Source organism: Mycobacterium attenuatum (assembly GCF_900566085.1).
Classification (GTDB): Bacteria; Actinomycetota; Actinomycetes; order Mycobacteriales; family Mycobacteriaceae; genus Mycobacterium; species Mycobacterium attenuatum.
In genome coordinates this window covers 35,247-54,610 of record NZ_UPHT01000131.1, presented here as the reverse complement: position 1 = coordinate 54,610, position 19,364 = coordinate 35,247, and the positions used below count along the sequence as shown (strand labels likewise).

At 67.9% G+C, this 19,364-nt stretch carries 8 protein-coding genes; 1 reads left to right on the top strand and 7 read right to left on the bottom strand.

Features of this window, described 5'->3' with window-relative positions; all coding sequences use genetic code 11:
• Positions 1-18: 18 nt before the first annotated feature.
• The gene (locus tag EET13_RS21010) at positions 19-1,194 is read left to right on the top strand and encodes a PPE family protein (protein ID WP_122444084.1); all 1,176 of its coding nucleotides are present in this window, start codon (positions 19-21) and stop codon (positions 1,192-1,194) included.
• 371 nt (positions 1,195-1,565) lie between these two features.
• Here EET13_RS21010 and EET13_RS21005 read toward each other — a convergent pair whose 3' ends face one another.
• From EET13_RS21005 to EET13_RS20975, 7 genes are all read right to left on the bottom strand, one after another.
• Positions 1,566-2,195, bottom strand: a complete 630-nt coding sequence (locus EET13_RS21005; protein ID WP_122444083.1) for a GNAT family N-acetyltransferase — start codon at positions 2,193-2,195, stop codon at positions 1,566-1,568.
• Positions 2,196-2,272: 77 nt separating this feature from the next.
• Positions 2,273-2,497, bottom strand: a complete 225-nt coding sequence (locus EET13_RS21000) for an MbtH family protein (protein ID WP_122444082.1) — start codon at positions 2,495-2,497, stop codon at positions 2,273-2,275.
• Positions 2,475-3,761: an NADPH-dependent L-lysine N(6)-monooxygenase MbtG gene (gene mbtG / locus EET13_RS20995; RefSeq protein WP_122444081.1), complete on the bottom strand. Its 1,287-nt coding sequence runs from the start codon at positions 3,759-3,761 to the stop codon at positions 2,475-2,477. The genes EET13_RS21000 and mbtG overlap by 23 nt, the downstream gene beginning before the upstream one ends.
• Positions 3,758-8,194, bottom strand: a complete 4,437-nt coding sequence (locus EET13_RS20990; RefSeq protein WP_122444080.1) for a non-ribosomal peptide synthetase — start codon at positions 8,192-8,194, stop codon at positions 3,758-3,760. The genes mbtG and EET13_RS20990 overlap by 4 nt, the downstream gene beginning before the upstream one ends.
• Positions 8,191-14,748 (bottom strand): non-ribosomal peptide synthetase, encoded by a 6,558-nt coding sequence (locus tag EET13_RS20985; protein ID WP_122444079.1) that lies wholly within the window; start codon positions 14,746-14,748, stop codon positions 8,191-8,193. The genes EET13_RS20990 and EET13_RS20985 overlap by 4 nt, the downstream gene beginning before the upstream one ends.
• Positions 14,741-17,860 carry a mycobactin polyketide synthase MbtD gene (gene mbtD, locus EET13_RS20980; protein WP_342212297.1) on the bottom strand — a complete coding sequence of 1,040 codons (3,120 nt, stop codon included), beginning with the start codon at positions 17,858-17,860 and terminating at the stop codon, positions 14,741-14,743. Before mbtD ends, EET13_RS20985 begins: the two co-directional genes overlap by 8 nt.
• On the bottom strand, positions 17,857-19,248 hold the full coding sequence (locus tag EET13_RS20975) for a beta-ketoacyl [acyl carrier protein] synthase domain-containing protein (protein ID WP_122444078.1): 1,392 nt from the start codon (positions 19,246-19,248) through the stop codon (positions 17,857-17,859). Before EET13_RS20975 ends, mbtD begins: the two co-directional genes overlap by 4 nt.
• Positions 19,249-19,364 lie beyond the last annotated feature (116 nt).

The window sequence follows — 19,364 nt, the reverse complement described above, 5'->3', positions numbered from 1 at the left end:
CAAGAAAAGGGACTGACGATGGATTTCGGAGCTTTGCCGCCGGAGATCAACTCCGTGCGGATGTACAGCGGTCCCGGTTCGGGCTCGATTCTGGCCGCCGCGCAGGTCTGGGACGCCGTGGCCGTTGACCTGCATGGTGCGGCGTCCGCAGTTCAATCGGTGATCTGGGGGCTACTGGTCGGGCCGTGGCGCGGTTCGTCGGCAGCCTTGATGGCCGCGGCTGCCGCGCCGTACGTGACGTGGCTGGGGGCCACCGCGGCGCAGGCCGAGCTGACAGCTGATCAGGCCCGGGTTTCGGCGACAGCCTATGAGAGTGCCTTTGCCATGATGGTGCCGCCGGCGGTGATCGCCGAAAACCGCATGCGGCTGCTGATGCTGATTGCGACCAACCTGTTCGGGCAGAACACTCCGGCGATCGCGGTCACCGAGGCTGAGTACGGCGAGATGTGGGCTCAGGACGCGGGCGCGATGTACGGCTATGCGAGTGCGGCGGCGGTGGCCGCGGAGACGCTGACGCCGTTCGACGAGGCGCCGGAGATCACCAACGCCGGCGGACTGGTGCAGCAGGCGGCCGCGGTCGGGGAGGCGACCGACACCGCCGCGACGAATCAGCTGATGTCCACGGTGCCGCAGGCGCTGCAACAGCTGGCCGAACCCACCCAAGGCAGCGCGCCCTTCGCCAAGCTGGGGGAGCTCTGGAAGGCGGTGTCGCCGCACTTGTCGCCGATCAGCAACATGGTGTCGATTCTCAACAATCACGTGTCGATGCTCAATTCGGGGATGTCGATGACCAACACAGCGAATTCGCTGTTCAAGGGGATGGCTCCGACGGCCGCCAAGGCCGTCGAAGCCGCTGTCGAAACCGGGGCACGAGCCGTGAGATCGCTGGGAAACGGGATAGGTTCCTCCGGAATCGGCGGTTCGGGAGTCGCGGCGGGCTTGGGCCGGGCGCTGTCCGTCGGTTCGTTGTCGGTACCGCAAGGCTGGGCCGCGGCGAATCAGACGGTCGTTCCGGCGGCCCGGGCATTGCCGTTGGCCAGTTTGGCGAGCTCCGCCGAAACCGGGTCTGCGCCGATGCTCGGTGGGCTGCCGCTGGGCCAGCTGGCTAACGCCGGCGCTGGTAACGGCGTCAGCGGCGTGCTGCGGGTCACGCCGAGGCCCTACGTCATGCCTCGAACGCCGGCCGCCGGTTAGTGTCAGCGGTCGCTGTCAGGCGCCTTGTGCGGTGGTGACGACGAGTGTGGCGTGGTGGCGTCGAGTGTGCGGTGGTGGCGTCGAGTGTGGGGTGGTGGCGTCGAGTGTGCGGTGGTGGCGTCGAGTGTGCGGTCATGGCGTCGAGCGTGCCGTCATGGCGGGCCTCGCGCGACATTCCCGCCCCACAAGCACGCTCAAAGCCGTCACTGCACAATCGATCTGGCGACGTGTCAGTCGACCCCGGGGGCGGGGCGCGACACTCGATCCGGCGACGTGCCAGTCGATCCGGCCGCACGACTGCCAATCCGGAGCGGCACACGATTCATCCGCCATACTTCTCCGCGCACCTGCCATGACATGCGAATCGGCGATCAGCTCTCACAGGCCCGGGGAATGTCGTCGGGTGTTCGCGGCAACGCATAGAGCGCCATCCGGCGATTCGCCATGTCGTGCTCGCCGAGAAATACACAGCCCGCGCTTTCACAAAACCTGCGCGCCATCTTGTTTCGATAGTCCGGGTCGAACATGACTCGTCGACAACGTGGTTCGGCGTTTAGCGAACTGGCCACTAAGTGCGGCAACACGAATTGGGCGATTCCCTTGTTCGTGATTTCCGGGTCGGCCATGCCGGCGTGGATCCCCAGATCATAGGGCGCGCACTCGTACCGGGTTGCGATGGAATCCTTAACAGCCCAATACATTTCGATGTAGGCGTGGTCTTCTCCCGAGATACTGCCGATCAGCGGTCGCGAGTAGCTGCCGTCGAGCTGGGCGCGCAGGTAGCGCCGCCACCGCGAGACCGGCCACACGTACTCCCATGCTTCGGCCAGGTGCGGCCGGCGCATCCATTCGGCGATCATGTCGGCGTCGGAGTCAGGATCGGCGACCCGGAATGCATATGGTTCGGGCACTTGGGGATTGGCGGGTGGCGGCGGGATGCTGCGGACCTCGTCGGGCAGGTCGGTCAGTTCCCGCGGCAGGATCACGTCGGGTTTACTCATGTCATCTCGGGCTTCGGTTGTCGTGGTAGGTGTCGAGACCGGGGCGGCGAAGTCACGACGTGGCCAGGCCGGCCTGGCTAACGGGACTGGCGCGAATTCGCTGACTCGCGAAGGGTCTTGGGCCGTATGTCGTTCCAGTTTTCCTCGACGTATTGCAGGCAATCGGCTCGGCTGGCTTCGCCGTACACCTTGTGCCAGCCGGCCGGGATCTCGGCGAAGCTGGGCCACAGGCTGTGCTGCTCTTCGTCGTTGACCAGCACGACGAAGGTGCCGGTCTCGTCATCGAAGGGATTGGTGCTCATCGTTTCTCCTCGTCGAAGGGTCGGTGTCGGATAGCTCGGCTCCCAGCACCCGGTCGGAAAGCAGGCCCAGACAGCTCAGATTGGGAAATCCTGGTCCTTGGTTGAGCCCGGCCAGGCCAGGCAGGAACAGCTTCGGGACGACGCTGTTGATTGCGAGGTCGTAGCCGATCGACTCCTGCAAGCGCTGACTACTCAGTGGCCCGCCCAGCCCGAGCTCGAGCAGGTCGAGCGCATCCTGGCTCAGCAGCGTGGTGAACCACAGCGGGTCGACACCCGAGCCGTCGATGACCAGGTCGAAACCGTGGACGGTTTCGAAGTTCTCGGCGCCCCGGTCGGTGCTCAAGGTGAGCCGGATCTGCTGGTCGCGATCGACCGCGTGCGCAACCCGGCCGCGCAGGTGCCGGATGCGGTCGTCGGCCATCAACGCATCCTGCACGCTCGACGAGAACACGCCGCGGTCGGTGCGCGCGATCGCATCGCGTCGTTCCGGCAGCGTCAGGGCGGCCCAGTCGGACGGGTCGGAAAACAGCGAGTTCTCGAAGAAGCCTTCCCCCCGGGTGAACAGCGTGACCTGCGGTGAGATCACGGTGATCGTCGAAATCGGGTGCCGGAACAATTCGTGAAGCATGGCCGCGGCCGTCTCTCCGCCGCCGATCATCGCGACCCGTTCGGCGCTGATTCGGTCGTGCTGGGCGGCGCGGTGCCAGAACTGCGCGATGGAGAATACCCGCGGATTGCCCGGCAGCAGGGTCCGTTCGGCTTGGCCGGGACCGGTGATCATCAACCCCTCAGCGTGCACGCTGTGCTCAGGGGTATGCAAGGCCCAGCGCCGGCCGTCGAGGGCGATTCGGTCGACCTCGCCGTAGACCACTGACATGTCGATTCGCTCGGCGACCCAGCGCAGATACTGACCCCACCGGCCGTGCGTCGGTGCCGGGCGGCCGCGGTCGATCCATTGGGCGAACTGCCCGGTGGCGATCAGATACGCCTGCCAGCTGTAGCACGTCATCCGCTCGTCAAGCTCGGCGTTGCGGCGCGGCACCAGCGACGAGCGGTACGGGAAGCCGACGTCTTTTTCCGGGCTGGTGCCCAGGCTTTGAGCACCGTCGGTCCAGCCGCCGCTGGCCTGCCAGTTGGCGGCGACGGCGGTGCGTTCCACAGCGACGACCTCGGGCGTATCGATACCCATTTCGCGCAGCACCGATGCCTTGGCTGCGACTGCCACCGCCTTGGCCCCCGCACCGAGGACTGCTAACGTAGTCATGTCACGATCTCCTTGAGAGATTCATTCCAAAGGGCTTGCAACGCACTCAGATCCGGGTCGCTGAGGACATCGGGCAGGGCGCGCCACTGAGTCAGCAGGATCTGCTGATCACCGGAGCCCAGCAGTGTAGCCAGAATGACCAGTTCGTGACGCACCGCCAGGTCCGGCTCGGGCAGCGGCGGGAGCCCGGCCAGCAGCTCGCGGTCCAGGCGCACGCTGGCGCTGGAGTCACCGATGTCGGTGCGGCCCAGGTAGTTCAGCAGCAGCTGTGGGCCCGGAAGGCTGTTGAGCTGGGCTGCGGTGTCGCTGCGCAGGTAGCGCAGCAATCCGTAATCGATTCCGGCGCCCGGAATCGCCGCCAATTGCTCGCGCACCCGATGCGGTTCGGCGAAAGGCACTCGTAACGGATAGATCGCGCTGAGCAGACCTACGGTGTCGGTGGTGTCGCTGGCGCCTTTAGTGTCGTCGTCCACCACGGAGTCGGCACGGCCGTGAGTTTCAAGGGCCAGCAGTGGCGGCGGCGTCGGCTGACCGCGGCGCTGCCGCCACCGGGTCACTGTCCGCGCCGCCGCGGCGACCAGCAGGTCGAAGATCGGCAATCCCGAGCCCACCAACCGGCCCGTGACGTCGGCGTCGCTGACTGCGGCTCGTACCAGCAGCTCGCCGGTCCGGTCACGGTCCGCGCGGACTCGTCGGGCTCCCAGGTCCGGATCGTCACCGGCAAGTTGGGCAAGCCAAAAGTCCGTTTTGTCAAGGGTTTCGGCGCGTCGCATGAGTGCCTGCGCCCACTGCCGGTAACTGGTGTGCTCGGGAACAGGTGCGGGCGACTGGCCACCGGCCAGCGCGTGCAGGGCCGCGTCGAGTTCACCGAGCACCACCCGCCAGGAGGCCGGGTCCATCGCCAGCACATGCGCGGCCAACACCAGCACGCTCGCTCCGTCCGGCAACCGCAGCCACCTGGCGGCCAGCAGCGAACCACGTTCGGGATCAAGGCTTTCCAGCGCCTGTACGGCATGTTCGGTGACCGCTGCCGCCAGCTCGCCCGACACCGCAGCCTCGGTGAAGAAGTCACCGGCCGGCGTGGGGATCAGTGTCATGCTGGTGCGGTCCAGGCGGGTACGCAGCACTTCGTGGCTGTCGACGATGGTGGTCAGCGCCGTCTGCAGCTGTTCGGCCGTGATGCCCTCGGGCAACCTGATGGCTTCGACCTGCCCCATCCTCCTGGGCTCACCATATTCGTAGACCCAAATCGCATTGGGCAACAACGGAATCGGCGTGGTGTCGTCGTCGGCTTCGCGCGCCGCGCCGGTAGTCTCGGCGTCGATCGCTGCGGCGAGTTCACGAATGTTGTTGCACTCCAGGATGAGCCGGGCGCGTAGCGGGATACCCCGGCGTCGCGCCGCCTGGACCACCGACAGCGCTACGATGCTGTCCAGTCCCAGTTGCAGGAAATCGGCGGTCACGTCGGCGTGTGGGGTCTGCAGCAGCTCGGTGAGCAGTCCGGCCAGTGCCGATTCGGTGGGCGTTTCGGGAGTGGACGTCGTGGTGGTGTCGGCATCGACGTCGGGCAGCGCGGCCTCGTCCAGCTTGCCGTTGGCCGTCAGCGGGATCTCGTCGACGACGATGATGCGTTGCGGGACCATGTAGCGCGGCAACCGTTCACCGAGCACGGCCCGCAACTCGGCTTCGCTGGGGTCGGAGCCGTTAGCGGTAGCGGCGCAGGCGGTCAGCCGAGGTCCGCCCCGATGTTCGCGGACCACGACATGGGCATGACGGACCGCCGGGTGCGCCTGTAGCACCGCGGCAATCTCGCCGGGTTCTACGCGGTAGCCGCGGATTTTCACTTGCTCGTCGGCGCGGCCCAGATAGTGCAGCGTGTCGTCGGGCTGGCGGCGCACCACGTCGCCGGTGCGATACATCCGCTCTCCGGCCACGAAGGGGTCGGCGATGAATCGAATCGACGTCTCACCGGGACGCCCGAGATAGCCGCGCGCTAATTGCGTTCCCGCCACATATAATTCACCGGTCGCGCCGTAAGGCACCGGGCGCAGCGCGGAGTCCAGCACATAGGCGCGACTCTGCTGGGTCGGGCGCCCGATCGACGGTTGCGCGTGTTCGGCAACGGTCGCGGTTACGGCCTCGACGGTGGTCTCGGTGGGGCCGTAGCAGTTATAGGCCGCCATCCCGCTGTGCGTACATGCATCGCGGATCATGTTCCAGGTCGGCGGGGCGACCGCTTCGCCGCCGAGCGCGAGCACCGTCAACGCCACATCTGTGAGCAAGCCGAAGGCGCGCAACTGGGCGAACATCGACGGGGTGGTGTCGATCATGTCGATGCGGCATTCGGCGATGCTGCGCACCAGCGCCTCGGCGTCGCGCTGGGTGCGTTCGTCGACGACATGCACGGCATGACCGTCGAGCAAGGCGACCAGCGGCTGCCAGGCTGCGTCGAACGCGAACGACCAGGCGTGCGCTATCCTCAGCCGGCGCCCCAGCCGGGCAGCAGCCGGCCGCAGCACGGTGTCGATGTGGTCGTCGGCATAGGCGCCCAGTGCGGCGTGGGTTCCGATGACTCCCTTGGGTTCTCCGGTGGTCCCGGAGGTGAAGACAACGTAGGCGGCTTGCCGTGGATCCACGTCGACGGGACGAAAATCTGCAACCTCCGAGCCGGCCTCTTCGGGCGTCTCCGCGTCGGCCGGCGAAACCATATCCTCGTCGACGACCACGGTCGCTGCGGTCTGGCGCAGGATCGACTCGACCCGTTCCGCTGGCATCGTCGGTTCCAGCGGCACGCACACGGCGCCGGCCTTGAGCACCGCGAGCAACGCGATGACGTACTGCGGGCCGCGGGAAAGCCGCACTGCCACCGGATTTTCCGGCTTGATCCCGCGAGCGGTCAGCACCGCGCCCAGCCGGTCGGCCGCCGCGTCCAGCTCGCCGTAGGACATGGAGCCACCGGCCCAACTCAGCGCCTCTTGCTCGGGGCCGGCTTGCACGACCGCGGCGAAGCGGGTGTGAAAGCCGGCCGCTCGGCGGTCTCGGGCCGCGCTCGCGGCGCGAAGTGGTTGGGTCTCTTCGCCGAACAGCACGCTCACCTCTCGCAGCGGCTGATCCCAGCTCGAAAGCAGCCGCTCGGCGGTGGCCAGCACGCGCCGGCCGAGCATCTCACCGGTGGTTGCGCCCAGCGCGCCGTCGAGCACTTCGACAAACATGACCAGCTCCCCGTCGTCGAGATGCGCGGCCAGCGCGACCGGGAAATGCGTCACGCTCTCCAGCCCGGCCGGATGGAATGACACACCGCCGGACGTCAATTCACCGTTTTCGGCCAGTCCTGCGGTGGGGAAGTTCTCATAGACCAGCAGGGTGTCGAACATCTCGCCGACACCGCCAATCGCCCGCAATTGGGCGTGGCTGAGGTAACTGTGGTCCCGCAGCGCGGCCGCGGTCCGTTGCAGTGCACCGCATTGCGCACCGACACTGGCGTCCGCGTCGAGCCGCACCCGCAACGGCACGGTGTTGATGAACAACCCGATCATGGTTTCGACACCGGACAATTCGGCGGGCCGGCCCGACACCGTGACGCCGAACACCACATCGTCGCGGTCGGTCAGCCGGGACAACACCAGCGCCCAGGCCATCTGCATCAAGGTGTTGACGGTGATTCCGCGGGAGCGGGCACCATCGCTTAGCCGCGCGGTGGCCCGACGGTCGGTTCGCAATTCGGTGCGTCGCGGCAATCCGGTCCGCGGCGCTTCGTTGGCCATCGCGCCCGTTAGAAGCGTTGGCCCGGGCAGCCCGGCCAGGTGCTCGCGCCACACCTGCTCGCTGGCAGCGCGATCCCGCTCGGCCAGCCACCCGATGTAGTCGCGGTACGGCCGCGGCGTAACGGGCAGGGCGTCCAGGTCGCCGCCCGCGCCGTACAGCGCGATCATCTCGGCTGCGAACACCGGCAACGACCATCCGTCGATCACAATGTGATGCGCGGTGAGCACCAAATGCCAGTGCTCGTCCGGCAATTCGATGAGCAGAAAACGCATCGCAGGGGTGCGCTCGAAATCGAACGGCCGCGACCGTTCCGCGGCCGCCAGCTTCTCGATGTCCGCGGGCTCGGCGGCAACCTGGCGCCACGGCAGCTCGACCCGCGACGGCACGATCTGCACGGGCCTGGGGATGTCGCGGCTGACAAAGCTGGCCCGCAGGTTCGGGTGGCGCCTCAACATCTTTGCCGCGCAACCTCGCAGCAGCTCGACGTCAAGCGGACCGGCAATATCGGCGGCAATCCCGACCAGGTATGGGTCGTCGACCGGCCCGTCACCGTCGGGGGCATCGGCCATCCCGGAAAGCACCGTCAGCGAATACAGCCCTTCCTGCAAAGGGCTCAGCGCCATCACATCGTCGATTCCCGACGGCGCGCCGGTTTCGGTAGCGGTCATTGCTTACCCCACGACTGCGTCACCGCCGCCAGCTCGTCGGCGGACAATCCGGAGGTGCTCATTGGCGCATGGTGGGTATCGGCGGCGCCATCACCGTCACCCGATGCCGAATTTACTTGCGCGCCCGACAGGGCTGCCGCCAGCTGCTGCACTGTCGGGTTCTCGAACACCATCCGCGGACTGACCGGCAGCCCCGCTGCCCGGGCCCGCGCCGCCAGCTGCACCGACAGAATGCTGTCGCCGCCGAGCGCGAAAAAGTCATCGAAGCGCCCGATTTCGGTGATCGGCAGCAGCTCGACGAAGACCTCGGCCAGCGCTCGCTCGGTGTCGGTGCGCGGCGGCTCGCTGTGGCCGGTGGTGCTCACCGCCGGCTGCGGCAGGCCGGGCCGGTTCAGCTTGCCCGACTCGGTCTTGGGCATTTCGTCGAGCACGGTGATCGATGACGGCATCATGTAGCCGGGCAGCACCGCGGCGGCTGCGGCGCGCACCGCCGCCGCGAACGCGGATTTGGCCTCCTCGCTATCGGCCGGGTCGCGCGGCACGACGTAGCCCGCCAAGGTGGTGCTGCCGTCGGCGTCCCAGGTGCGCGCCGCCGCGGCGGCCACTCCGTCGACGGCCTTCAGGGCGGCCTCCACCTCGCCGAGTTCGACGCGGAAACCGCGCACCTTGACCTGATGATCGGTGCGGCCGACGAACTCGAGCCGGCCGTCGGCGGTCCAGCGGGCGCGGTCGCCGCTGCGGTAGAACCGCGCGCCCGGCTCCCGCGAGTATGGGTTGGCCACGAACCGAGCTGCCGTTAAGCCGGGCCGCTTCCAGTATCCGCGCACCAACTGTCCACCGGCGTAATACAATTCGCCGACCACACCGGAGGGCACCGGGTTCAGGCCGTCGTCGAGCAGATACACCTGCGCGTCGGGCATCGGGGTGCCCAGTAGCGGCACCGGCGGGGTCATCGGTCCGCGGACCAGAGCGCCGGACGTCTCGGTCGCGCCGAAGTTGTTGAGCAGCTGCGGGCCGTCTTTCCCGCCGTAGTTGGCCAGCAACCGCTCCTGCAGTGACGCGGTCAGCGGCTCTGCGCCGCACACCAGTCGGTACAGCGACCGCAACGCATCGGGCCACGAGTCGACAATGGCCGAGACCAGGCTGGGCACCGCCGTGACCTGGGCCACCGAATGGCGCTGGATCAGCGAGGCGAGCGCCTCGGGGTCGCGGTGCTCGGCGTCGTCGGCCAGGATCGTGGTGGCGCCTGCGGCCAGCCCGCCCAGGGTTTCCATGCAGCCCTCGAGGAAGGTCCAGGACGCCTGAGCCAGGCGGATGTCTTCGGTATCGGGGCCGGCTACCGGGTAATTCCATAGCTGCCAGTTCAGCCGGGTCGTCATCGCGCGGTGGGTGCCCAAGACGCCCTTGGGGGTGCCGGTCGATCCGGAGGTGAACACCAGATACATCGGGTCGTCGGGATGGGCGACGGGCAACGGCTCGGTCGAACCGGAACCGTTTATCGCCTCCCGCACCGCGGGATCATCGAGCGAAAGGAACGTCACCCCAGGTGATTCCGGCATGGTTTCCATGGCTTCGGCGGTCACGACAACAACCCGCGGCGTGACGTCGTCGAGCATGAGCTGTTTGCGAGCCAGCGGATAACCGGGATCCAGCGGGAAGAAGCCGGCGCCGGCTTTCATGATGCCGACCAGCGCCACCACCATGTCGATGCCGCGCCGCGTCGACAGGCCCACCAACGAGCCGGGACCCACCCCATGCGCAACGAGCAGATGCGCAAAGTTGTCCGAACAGCGATGCAGCGCAGCGTAACCGAGCTGCTCGTCGCCGCAGCGCAGCGCGATGCGATCGGCACCCCACTGGCGGCTGGGTTCGAGCAGCTCGGCGATCGTGCGCGGGCGTTCGGCCGGCGGCTCCGGCCCCCGGCTCCATTCGGTGAAAATGCGCTGGCGCTCCTCGGCGCCGAGCAATTGCACGTCGCGCAGTCGCTGATCGAGGTCGTTGGCAAATGCGTCGACAACCTGCATCAGCCAGCCGACCAGCCGCTCGATCGTGCCGCGGTGATACAGCTCGGTTCGGTAGAGGATGTTGCCCTGATATTGAGCTTCAGTAGCGAAGAAGTTGACGCTCAGGTCGGCGTGCGCGACATCGAATGTCGGTTCCAGCGCCGTGAATACGGTGTTGCCGGCCGGGCTGGTGTCGATGACCCGTTCGGCGGGCAGGTGATCGCGGACGTGCACGACGGTCTGGAATAGGGGATTGCGCGACAGCGTGCGCACCGGGCTGACTGCATCCACGACCCGGTCGAACGGCAGGTCCTGGTGGGCGTAGGCGGCCAGCGCCGTTTCGCGGGCCCGGGACAGCACCTCGCGCAGCGACGGGTTGCCGTCCAGGTTGTTGCGCAGCACCAGGATGTTGATGAAAAAGCCAATCAGTTGGTCGAGTTCGGGTTCGGTGCGGGCTGCGATCGGCGTTCCCAACGGAATGTCCACGCCGCCACCGGCCTTGTGCAGCACCACCGCCACGGCCGATTGCAACAGCATGAATTCGGTGACGCCGAGTTCCCGGCTGCGTTCGGCGAGCTTGGCGCGGGTCTGCTCATCGATGTTGAATTCGACGGAGTCGCCAGCACCGCTGGGCACCGCCGGACGCGGCAGATCGGGCCGCAGCCCGGTGTCCTCGGGTATGCCCTCCAGCTGGCGCACCCAGTAGTCGCGTTGCGCGCGGGCGACGCTGGGCTGTTCGCCGCGCTCCGACAGCAACTCGCCCTGCCAGGCCGCGTAGTCGGCATATTGCAGCGGCAACGGCGCCCACGTCGGCTCTTGCCGGGCGTGGCGAGCGCGGTAGGCGGTCAGCAGGTCGGCGAAGAGCACTCCGCCCGACCAGTGGTCGATCGCGATGTGATGCACCACCAGCGACACCACATGCTCGTCACCGGTGTGCAGCACGGCGGCGCGGATCGGCCACTCGTGGTCCAGTTCGAAACAATGGCTGCGCTCGGTGTCCAGCTGTTGGCGCAACCACTGTTCGCTCTCCCCGGATGCCTGTCGGACCGGCAGTTCTGCGGCGGGCTGGACCACTTGATAGGGCACACCGTCGATTTCGGAGTAGATGGTGCGCAGGATCTCGTGTCGCCTGACCACATCGCCGGCGGCGGCGACCAGCGCGTCGACATCGCACGGGCCGCTCAGCCGGGCGGCGAAGGGTATGTTGTTGACCTCGCTGGGACCCTCGATCTGGTAGGCGAACCAGCTTCGCAGCTGTGCGGCAGAAAGTGACAGCGGACCGTCGTGCGAGGTCTTGACCAGCTTGGGACGCTTGAAAGTAACCGCACCCGAACGTAATTGGGCGATTCGTTCGGCCAGCCGCCCCACCGTCACCAGCTCGAAGATGTCGCGGATGCCGAGTTCCACACCGCATTCGGAGCGGATCGCGGCCACCAGCTTGGTGGCCACCAATGAATGCCCGCCGAGGTCGAAGAACGAGTCGTCCACACCGACCCGGTCGTGGCCCAGCAATTGCGCGAACAAGCCGGCGACGATGCGCTCAGTCGCCGTGCTGGGTTCGCGATATTCAGCGGCCGAAGCGATCTCGGGCTGTGGCAGAGCGTCCCGGTCGATCTTGCCGTGCGCGGTGATCGGGATCTCGTCGAGCACGACGTAGGCCGCTGGGGTCATGTAGTCCGGCAACGCTGCGGCGACGCGGGCCCGGATGCGGGCCACGTCAACGGTTTCGGTGCCACCCTCGCCGGGGGTGAGGTAGCCGACCAGGCTCTTGCCGAGCCCGGGCAGATCGGTGGCGATGACGACCGCCTGCCCGACGCTGGGATCGACGGAGATGGCCGCGGCGATTTCGCCGAGTTCGATGCGGAAGCCGCGGATCTTGACCTGCTCGTCGGCGCGTCCGACGAATTCGATGTCGCCGTCGGCATTGCGGCGGGCCAGGTCACCGGAGCGGTACAACCGGCCACCGGCAGTGAACGGGTCGGCGACGAAGCGTTCGGCCGTCAGCGCCGGCCGGCGGTGGTAGCCGTGGGCCATATGCGTTCCGCCGATGTAAATTTCGCCGATCACCCCGGCCGGGACGGGCTGCAGCGCATCGTCGAGCAGATAGAGCTGCGTGTTGATCTTGGGCCGGCCGATCGGCACGATGCGGGTGCCCTGGGTGCCTTCGACCTGGTAGCTGGTGGCGTTGATGACCGTCTCGGTCGGTCCGTAGAAGTTGTACAACAGCGCATCGAAGGTGGCGTGGAACTTGTCGGCCACTTCACCGGGCAGCGGTTCGCCGCCGATCGGCACCCGGCGCAGCGTGCGCCACTGGTTGACCCCGGGCAGCGATAGGAACAGCCCGAGTAGCGACGGGACGAAATGCATCGAGGTGATGCCCTCGCGGTAGAGCAGGTCGGTCAGATAACCGATGTCGCGCAACCCATCCGGCCGAGGAATGACCAGGCGACCGCCGCAGATCAGCAGCCCGAAGATCTCGGCGATGGACACGTCGAACCCCGGCGAGGCCACCTGCAGCAGCCGGTCGGTCTCGTCGACCTGGTATTCGTCGCCGAACCAGACGAAGTACTCGGTGACCGGCGCATGCGGCACCGGCACCCCTTTGGGTAGCCCGGTCGATCCGGAGGTGTAGATCAGGTAGGCGGTGTTGTCGGGGCGCAGCGGCCGGACCAGTTCGTCGGGGCCGGGGTCGGCTGACGAATACCGCGCCAGGTCGCCGACCGGTTCCCGCAAAATCAATTTCGCTTCGGCGTCGTCGAGGATGTAGGACAGCCGGTCTTCTGGATAGGTCGGGTCGACCGGCAGGTATACGGCACCGGCCTTGAGCACCCCGAGAGCCGTGATGACCAACTCCGGAGACTTGTCCAGGACCACCGCCACGCGGTCTTCGGTCCCAAGGCCCTGGTCGATCAGCCAGTGCGCCAACCGGTTTGCTTGCTCGTTGAGCTCGCGGTAGGTGTACTGAAGCCCCTCGTAGACGACGGCGACCGCGTCGGGGCGCGATGCCGCGCGCTCGGCCACCAACGCCGGCATGGTGGTCGGTGTTGTCGAGAACGCTTCGCCGGTGGCGACTTTGCGCAACCACTCGGCCTCAGCGGTGCTGAACAGGGAGAGCCGGTTCAGCTCGGTGTCGGGGGCAGCCAACGCGCTGTCGAGCAGAATGGCGTAATGCTCGAGCATCTGACGGGCCAGCGACGGATCGAGCACCTCGACCAGATATTCGACTTCCACCAGCGCGCCGCCGGAAGCCGGGCCGGTCGGCTCGCCGCTGGACCCCGCGGCCGCGTGCTGGGCCGCTTCCACGGTGAACCCCGAGGCCGGCTGGGACGGCTCCACCGTGAAGCTCAGCGGAAGCTGGCTGAATTGGCCATGCAGTTCGCCGCGCCGGCATTGCACCCCGGGCGGGCAGAAGCCGCCGCCGTCTGATTCACGGAGACCGAAGCTCACCCGGGTCATCCGTTCGGCGCCGTGGCGGCGGTCGGGGTTGGACTCGCGCACCAGCCAGTCGAGGTTGACGCGCTGGTGGGCGAAAGCCCCGGCGGTCATGTCGCGGGTATGGGCCAGCAGGTCGCGGAATGTCTGCCCCGGCTGCGGTTGCGCGCGGACCACAACGGTGTTGCCGTAATAGCCGATCGCGTTCTCGGCTCCGGCATTGCGGTGTGTCAGCGGTGCCGCGATCAGGAAGTCGCTGGCGTGGGTGTAGCGATGGATCAGCGCCGAGAACGCGGCCAGCATCACCATGTATGGGGTGGCGCCGCACTCACCGGCCAGCGCGGCCACCCGGTCGACGGTATCCGCCGGCAGGTGCGCCGACACCCGCTGCGCTCGCCAGGTGCTGGGCACCGCCGAACCGTTGGCACCCGGAAGTTCCAGTGGCTCAGGAAGATCCGTCATCAACGAGCGCCAATAGTCCAGGTCTTCCTCCAGCGTGCCGGCAGCTGGAGCGGACACCGGCGGCGCCTCCTCGCCAAGTCCGTCGGGGTCGGTGTAGGCGCGGGTCAGGTCGGTGAAGAACGGGCTCCACGATCCGTCATCCCAGGCGATGTGGTGGGCGGTGACCAGCAGCATCAGCTCGTCGGCACTCAACCGCACCGCGGTAACCCGCAGCGGGGCGTCGGCGGCCAGGTCGAAGGGTCGGCGAAAGTCCCTTTGCGCCAGCACTTCCAGCCGCAACTGCCGGGCCTGCTGGGCCAGCCCCGACAGGTCGTGGTGAGCCCAGACGGGACGCAGATCGTCGTGGATCACCGGGTGCGGATCCCCGTCGTCGTCGACGCGGTAGGTGGTGCGCAGGGCGGGGTGTCGAGCGGCCACCGTGTGCAGCGCCCGGTGCAACCGTGCGACGTCGACGGTACCCGTCACCAGGTAGGACGCGCAGACGTTGAGCAGCGAGCTGCTGGGATCGATCGACTGAACGAACCACAGCCGGCGCTGACCATCGGACAGCGGGGCGCCGGCTTCCTGGGTGTCCTGGAGAGGCAACGAGGACCAGGCCGAGTCGGGCTCGGCCAGCCCGCGGCCCAACGACGTCAAGTCTTGGCGGGTGTCAGTCACGCGAGGATTTCAACCTTTCTCGTCTTTGGTCTGGTCTTTCGGGATCCGCGGTGGAGTCGGGCTGCGCAGCTGGCGCCGGGCCGGCCGATCCGTCCGCACGGGGGGCCGACTGCAGGATCTCGATCAGTTCGGCGCCGGTGATACCGCCGAGCAGGCGGGCCGCGGGCACTGATTGACCGGTCCATCGGCGCAGCCGGTCACGCAGGTCGAGCGCCAGCATCGAGTCCGCGCCCAGGTCGACCAGCGCCGCGTTCAGGTCCACCGACGCCGGACCGTCGAGGCTGAATGCCGAGGCGATCTCGGCGCGCACCAGCTCGCTGATCGGTCGCTGCTCCGGGCTCTCGCCTGGTGCCGCCGAATCGCTGTCGCGTTCGGTGGCTGCCGTCGTGAACGGCATTGCGGCGCCCTGACTTTCGAAGAATACGCGAAGCCGGTCGAAGTCCGCGGCCAGAATCAGCGGGTCACCCTGGTGGCGGCCGAGGCTGGCCGCGATCGCCACATCGGGGTCCATGGCGATCAGCCCGGAACGTTCGATGCGGGCGACCTCGTCGACGCCGGCGATCGTGGTGCCCTGCCACAGGCCCCACCGCACCGACACGCAGTCCAGGCCGTCGCTCCGCAACTGCGCGGCCACGGCGTCGAGCAACCGGTTGGACGCTGCATACGCGCCGTGCCCGTAGCCGCCCCATACTCCGGATACCGAGGAACACAACAGGATCCGCCCATCCCGACGCAGCGGCCAGACATCGGTCATTCGGGCCAGCCCGGTTACCTTGGCGGAGAACACATCTGCCAACTCCTGGTCGCCGAGTTGGTCATGCGGCGCAAACCGGGCCGCTCCCGCGGCGTGGACTAACAGCGACGCGCCGTCGCCGGCGTAGTCGACCGCAACCGCCGACAACGCATCGGCGTCGGTGATGTCGCAAGCCGGTGCGTGCACCTGCGCCGGATAGCCCTCAGCCAGCCGATCCAGCTCGGCCTTACCGACGCCGTTGCGACTCAACAGAGTGACCCGTCGGGCGCCGTGTTCGATGCAGTACCGGGCGTAGCGCAGGCCGATGGTGCCGTTGCCGCCGGTGATCACCACATGGTCCAGCGCCGCGGCGTCGACGCCTTGGGGCGCGGCTGCGGCGGATTCGCATAGCGTCCGGACGAAGCAACCGAGCTTGCCGGTGCCGGAGTCGTCAATGCGCAACGCGACTTCGCTGTGATCGCCCAGCAGCACATCGACGCATCGATGGGCGGCGGCCTCGTCGATGTCGCGGCTGGGGACGTCGAGATGGGCGAATGTCTGGTCGGGGAACTCGAAACCGACGCTGCGGTGCAGGGCGGCCAGCGCCGACTGCGCGGGCAAGGCCGCCGGGGCGCTCGCGTCCAGCTGCTCACCGCACACGGTGACCAGCCAGACGCGCCGGCAGCGCGGACCAATCGCGCGGCGATAGTCGAGTTGCCCGGTGCTGCCACGGATCTGGTCGGTCGCGGCGGTCGGGTCCGGATGCATCAGAGCCGGTGCGACAAGCACGGCGACCTCTGCCTCTTCGGGGCCGGTCAGCTCACATTCCTGATGTGCCGCGACCGCCTCGGTCAACCGGCGGGTCAACACGTCTAGGCCATCCGCGTCGGGCGTCACGATTGCGACGGTGGGCGCCCGGTCGGCCAGGCTGTCTTGGCGCTGTTGGTGCGGCTGCGACCGCTCCCAGCGCTCATAGGCGACCACCAGCGACGTGCCCGGTGCCGGCGGCAACGGCTCGGGTGTGGCCCACAGATGTATGGCGCGCATCGGCGCGGCGGGGAAACCGCGTAACGGCGACTGGTCGCCTACCCCCGCGACGTCGGACCACCGGTAACCGGGATTTGCCACCGCGGCAGCGGCGATATTGGCGGACAGGTGCTCCACGACAGGCTCGTCACGGCGCCCAGACCCCACGCTGAGGCCGTCTTCGGCCAATTCGGCGAGTGCGTAGAGCAGCGACGGATGCGCCGACATCTCCACGAACGTGCCCGCGCCGCGTTGCACCGCCGTCGCCACCGCCCGATCGAATCGGACCGTGTTGCGCAGGTTTTGATACCAGTAGCCGGTGAAGTCGGTATCCGGGGTGACGACGTCGCTGCGCGCCGAGCTGACGAATTCCACTGGGGCGTCCAGGAACTCCGATGCGGGCAACAGGTCGCTCAATGTTTCGCGCAGCGATTCCAGCTTGCTGGTGTGCCCCGGATAGTCAACAGTCAGTTCGCGGGCGAAAATGCCATCCTTTTCGGCCAGCCTCACGATGGCGGCCACCGCGTCGCCGTCCCCGGAAACCACCGTCGACGATGGCGAATTGACCGCCGAAACTTCCAGCCAGCCGGGCGCTTCGGCGATCATCCGCGCGGCCTGGTCGGCGCCCATACTCAGCACCGCCATGCCATAGCGACCCGAGAGCCGGCCGACCACGGTGGCCCGGGCGGCCACGACGGCCACCGCGGCGGCCAGCGTGATGGTGCCGGCTACGTAGGCCGCCGCCGCCTCGCCCAGACTGTGCCCGACAGTGAGGTCGGGCAGCACCCCGCAGGACCGCCATAGCTGTGCCAGACTCGCGGCGTGGGTGAATTGTGCTCCCTGGATGTCGATCTGCGACCAGCCCTCGTCGGAGTTTGCTGAAGAGCTAGCTGAAGACCCGGCCAGCAGGTAGGACAACGGCGAGGGCAAACCCGCGGCAGCGAACGCTTCCGCGCATCGATCCGCCTCCGCCCGGTATGCCGGAAGCCGCTGGTACGCTTCGGCTCCCATCGCGGGCCACTGATTGCCCTGGCCCGGGAACACGAAGGCGGTTCGGGTTTTTGCGTTTTCCGAGGACCGGGCAATCAGCGGATGCCGGTCCCCGACCGCCAATGCGCGCAATCCGGCTTCGAGTTCCCCGCGATCGGCGGCTCGCACGACCGCGCGGTGGCGGCGCACGCGCCGGGTGCGCAGCAGCGTGGCCGCCACCGCCGGGGTTACGTCAGCCGCCTCGGCCCCGAGGCGGGCGAGGTAGTTCAGGATGGCGGCGGCGTCCTGACCGATCAGCTCTGCTTCGTGTGCGCTGAGCAGTATCGGCACCCGGTCATCGGGAAGTCGGTGCGTCGCCATCATGCGGCCTCTGTGGTCGAGGCGGTCGAGGTCACCGAGGTGGTCGAGGCGGTCGAGGTCACCGAGGTGGTCGAGGCGGTCGAGGTCATCGAGACGATGAGATGGGCGTTGGTGCCGCTGATGCCGAAGGCGGAGACGGCGCCGATCCGTTGCCCGGCCACGGCGGGCCACGGGGTCAGTTCCTGCGCTAGACGCAAACCCTGACTGTCCCAATCAATTTCGCGGCTCACCTGGTCGGCGTGCAGGGTAGGCGGGACGGCGCCATGCTCGGCGGCGACCAGCACCTTGGCCAACCCGAGCCCGCCGCCCGCGGCTTGCGCGTGGCCGAAGTTGGACTTCACCGACCCCAGCAGTGCGCCGCGGCCGGGTTCGGCGTTGCCGTAGGTTTCGGCCAGCGCCTGCAGTTCAGTGCGGTCACCCAGCCGGGTGCCGGTGCCGTGTCCCTCGATCATGCCGATCTCTTCGGGCCGCAACCCTGCCTGGGTCATGGCCCGCCGGAACAGACGGCTCTGCGCCGCGCTGGAGGGGGCGGCGAGCCCGGCGCTGCGGCCGTCCTGGTTGAGAGCGCTGGCGCGGACTTCGGCCAGGACCCGCCGGCCATTGCGCAGCGCAACCGATTTGCGTTGCAGCACAAACATTGCCGCGCCCTCGGCCCAGACGGTTCCACTGGCCCGTGCGCTGTAGGGGCGGCAGTGGCCGTCGTCGGACAGGGCGTGCTGCTTGGAGAATTCGACGAAGAAGCCGGGAGAGCCCATCACGGTGACCCCGCCGGCCAGCGCCATGTCGCAATCGCCGCCCCGCAATGCCTGTACCGCGACATGAAACGCGGCCAGCGCAGACGAGCAGGAGGAGTCGATGGTCAGCGCGGGGCCGGCCAATCCCAACAGGTAGGAGATCCGGCCGGAGATCACGCCGGAGGCGGTCCCGGTGAGCAGGCGCCCGCTGTGGCCCGAGAACTCCGCCATGTCGGGTCCGTAGCCACTGAGGTAGGCGCCGACGTAGCAGCCGACGTCGTGTCCGGCCAGATCGTCGGGATTGATGCCGCAGTCTTCCAAGGCGCGCCAGGCGACTCGCAGGGCGACCCGCTGCTGCGGGTCCATCGAGATGGCCTCGCGCAACGAAATGCCGAAGAACGCCGGGTCGAACGTCGCGGCGCCGGTCAGGAACCCACCGCAATTGTGGATCCGCTTGAAGCCCTCACGGCAGGACCCGGTCAACAGGTCGCGAACCGGCCAGCCCCGGTCGGTGGGCAGCGGGCACAACCCTTCGCGTCGCTGCGACAGAAAGTCCCAGTAGCCCGCCGCGGTGTCGACGCCGCCGGGCGTCTCGATCGCCATGCCGACGATGACAATCGGATCGGGGTCGACGGGGCTCGGGTGCTGATCAGACATCGGCGGGGGCCTGATCATTCGCGCGGGCGAATTCGAAATCCGATCTGAAGCTCAACACGACGGAGCCGCTCTCGTTGCTGTGCCAGTGGGGGCTGCGGCACAGCGGCCGCGATCGT

Bases quoted from the DNA above. Each gene is read 5' to 3' on its own strand.
- EET13_RS21010 (WP_122444084.1), top strand. From the start codon at position 19: ATGGATTTCGGAGCTTTGCCGCCGGAGATCAACTCCGTGCGGATGTAC.
- EET13_RS21005 (WP_122444083.1), bottom strand. From the start codon at position 2,195: ATGAGTAAACCCGACGTGATCCTGCCGCGGGAACTGACCGACCTGCCC.
- EET13_RS21000 (WP_122444082.1), bottom strand. From the start codon at position 2,497: ATGAGCACCAATCCCTTCGATGACGAGACCGGCACCTTCGTCGTGCTG.
- mbtG (WP_122444081.1), bottom strand. From the start codon at position 3,761: ATGACTACGTTAGCAGTCCTCGGTGCGGGGGCCAAGGCGGTGGCAGTC.
- EET13_RS20990 (WP_122444080.1), bottom strand. From the start codon at position 8,194: ATGACCGCTACCGAAACCGGCGCGCCGTCGGGAATCGACGATGTGATG.
- mbtD (WP_342212297.1), bottom strand. From the start codon at position 17,860: ATGATGGCGACGCACCGACTTCCCGATGACCGGGTGCCGATACTGCTC.
- EET13_RS20975 (WP_122444078.1), bottom strand. From the start codon at position 19,248: ATGTCTGATCAGCACCCGAGCCCCGTCGACCCCGATCCGATTGTCATC.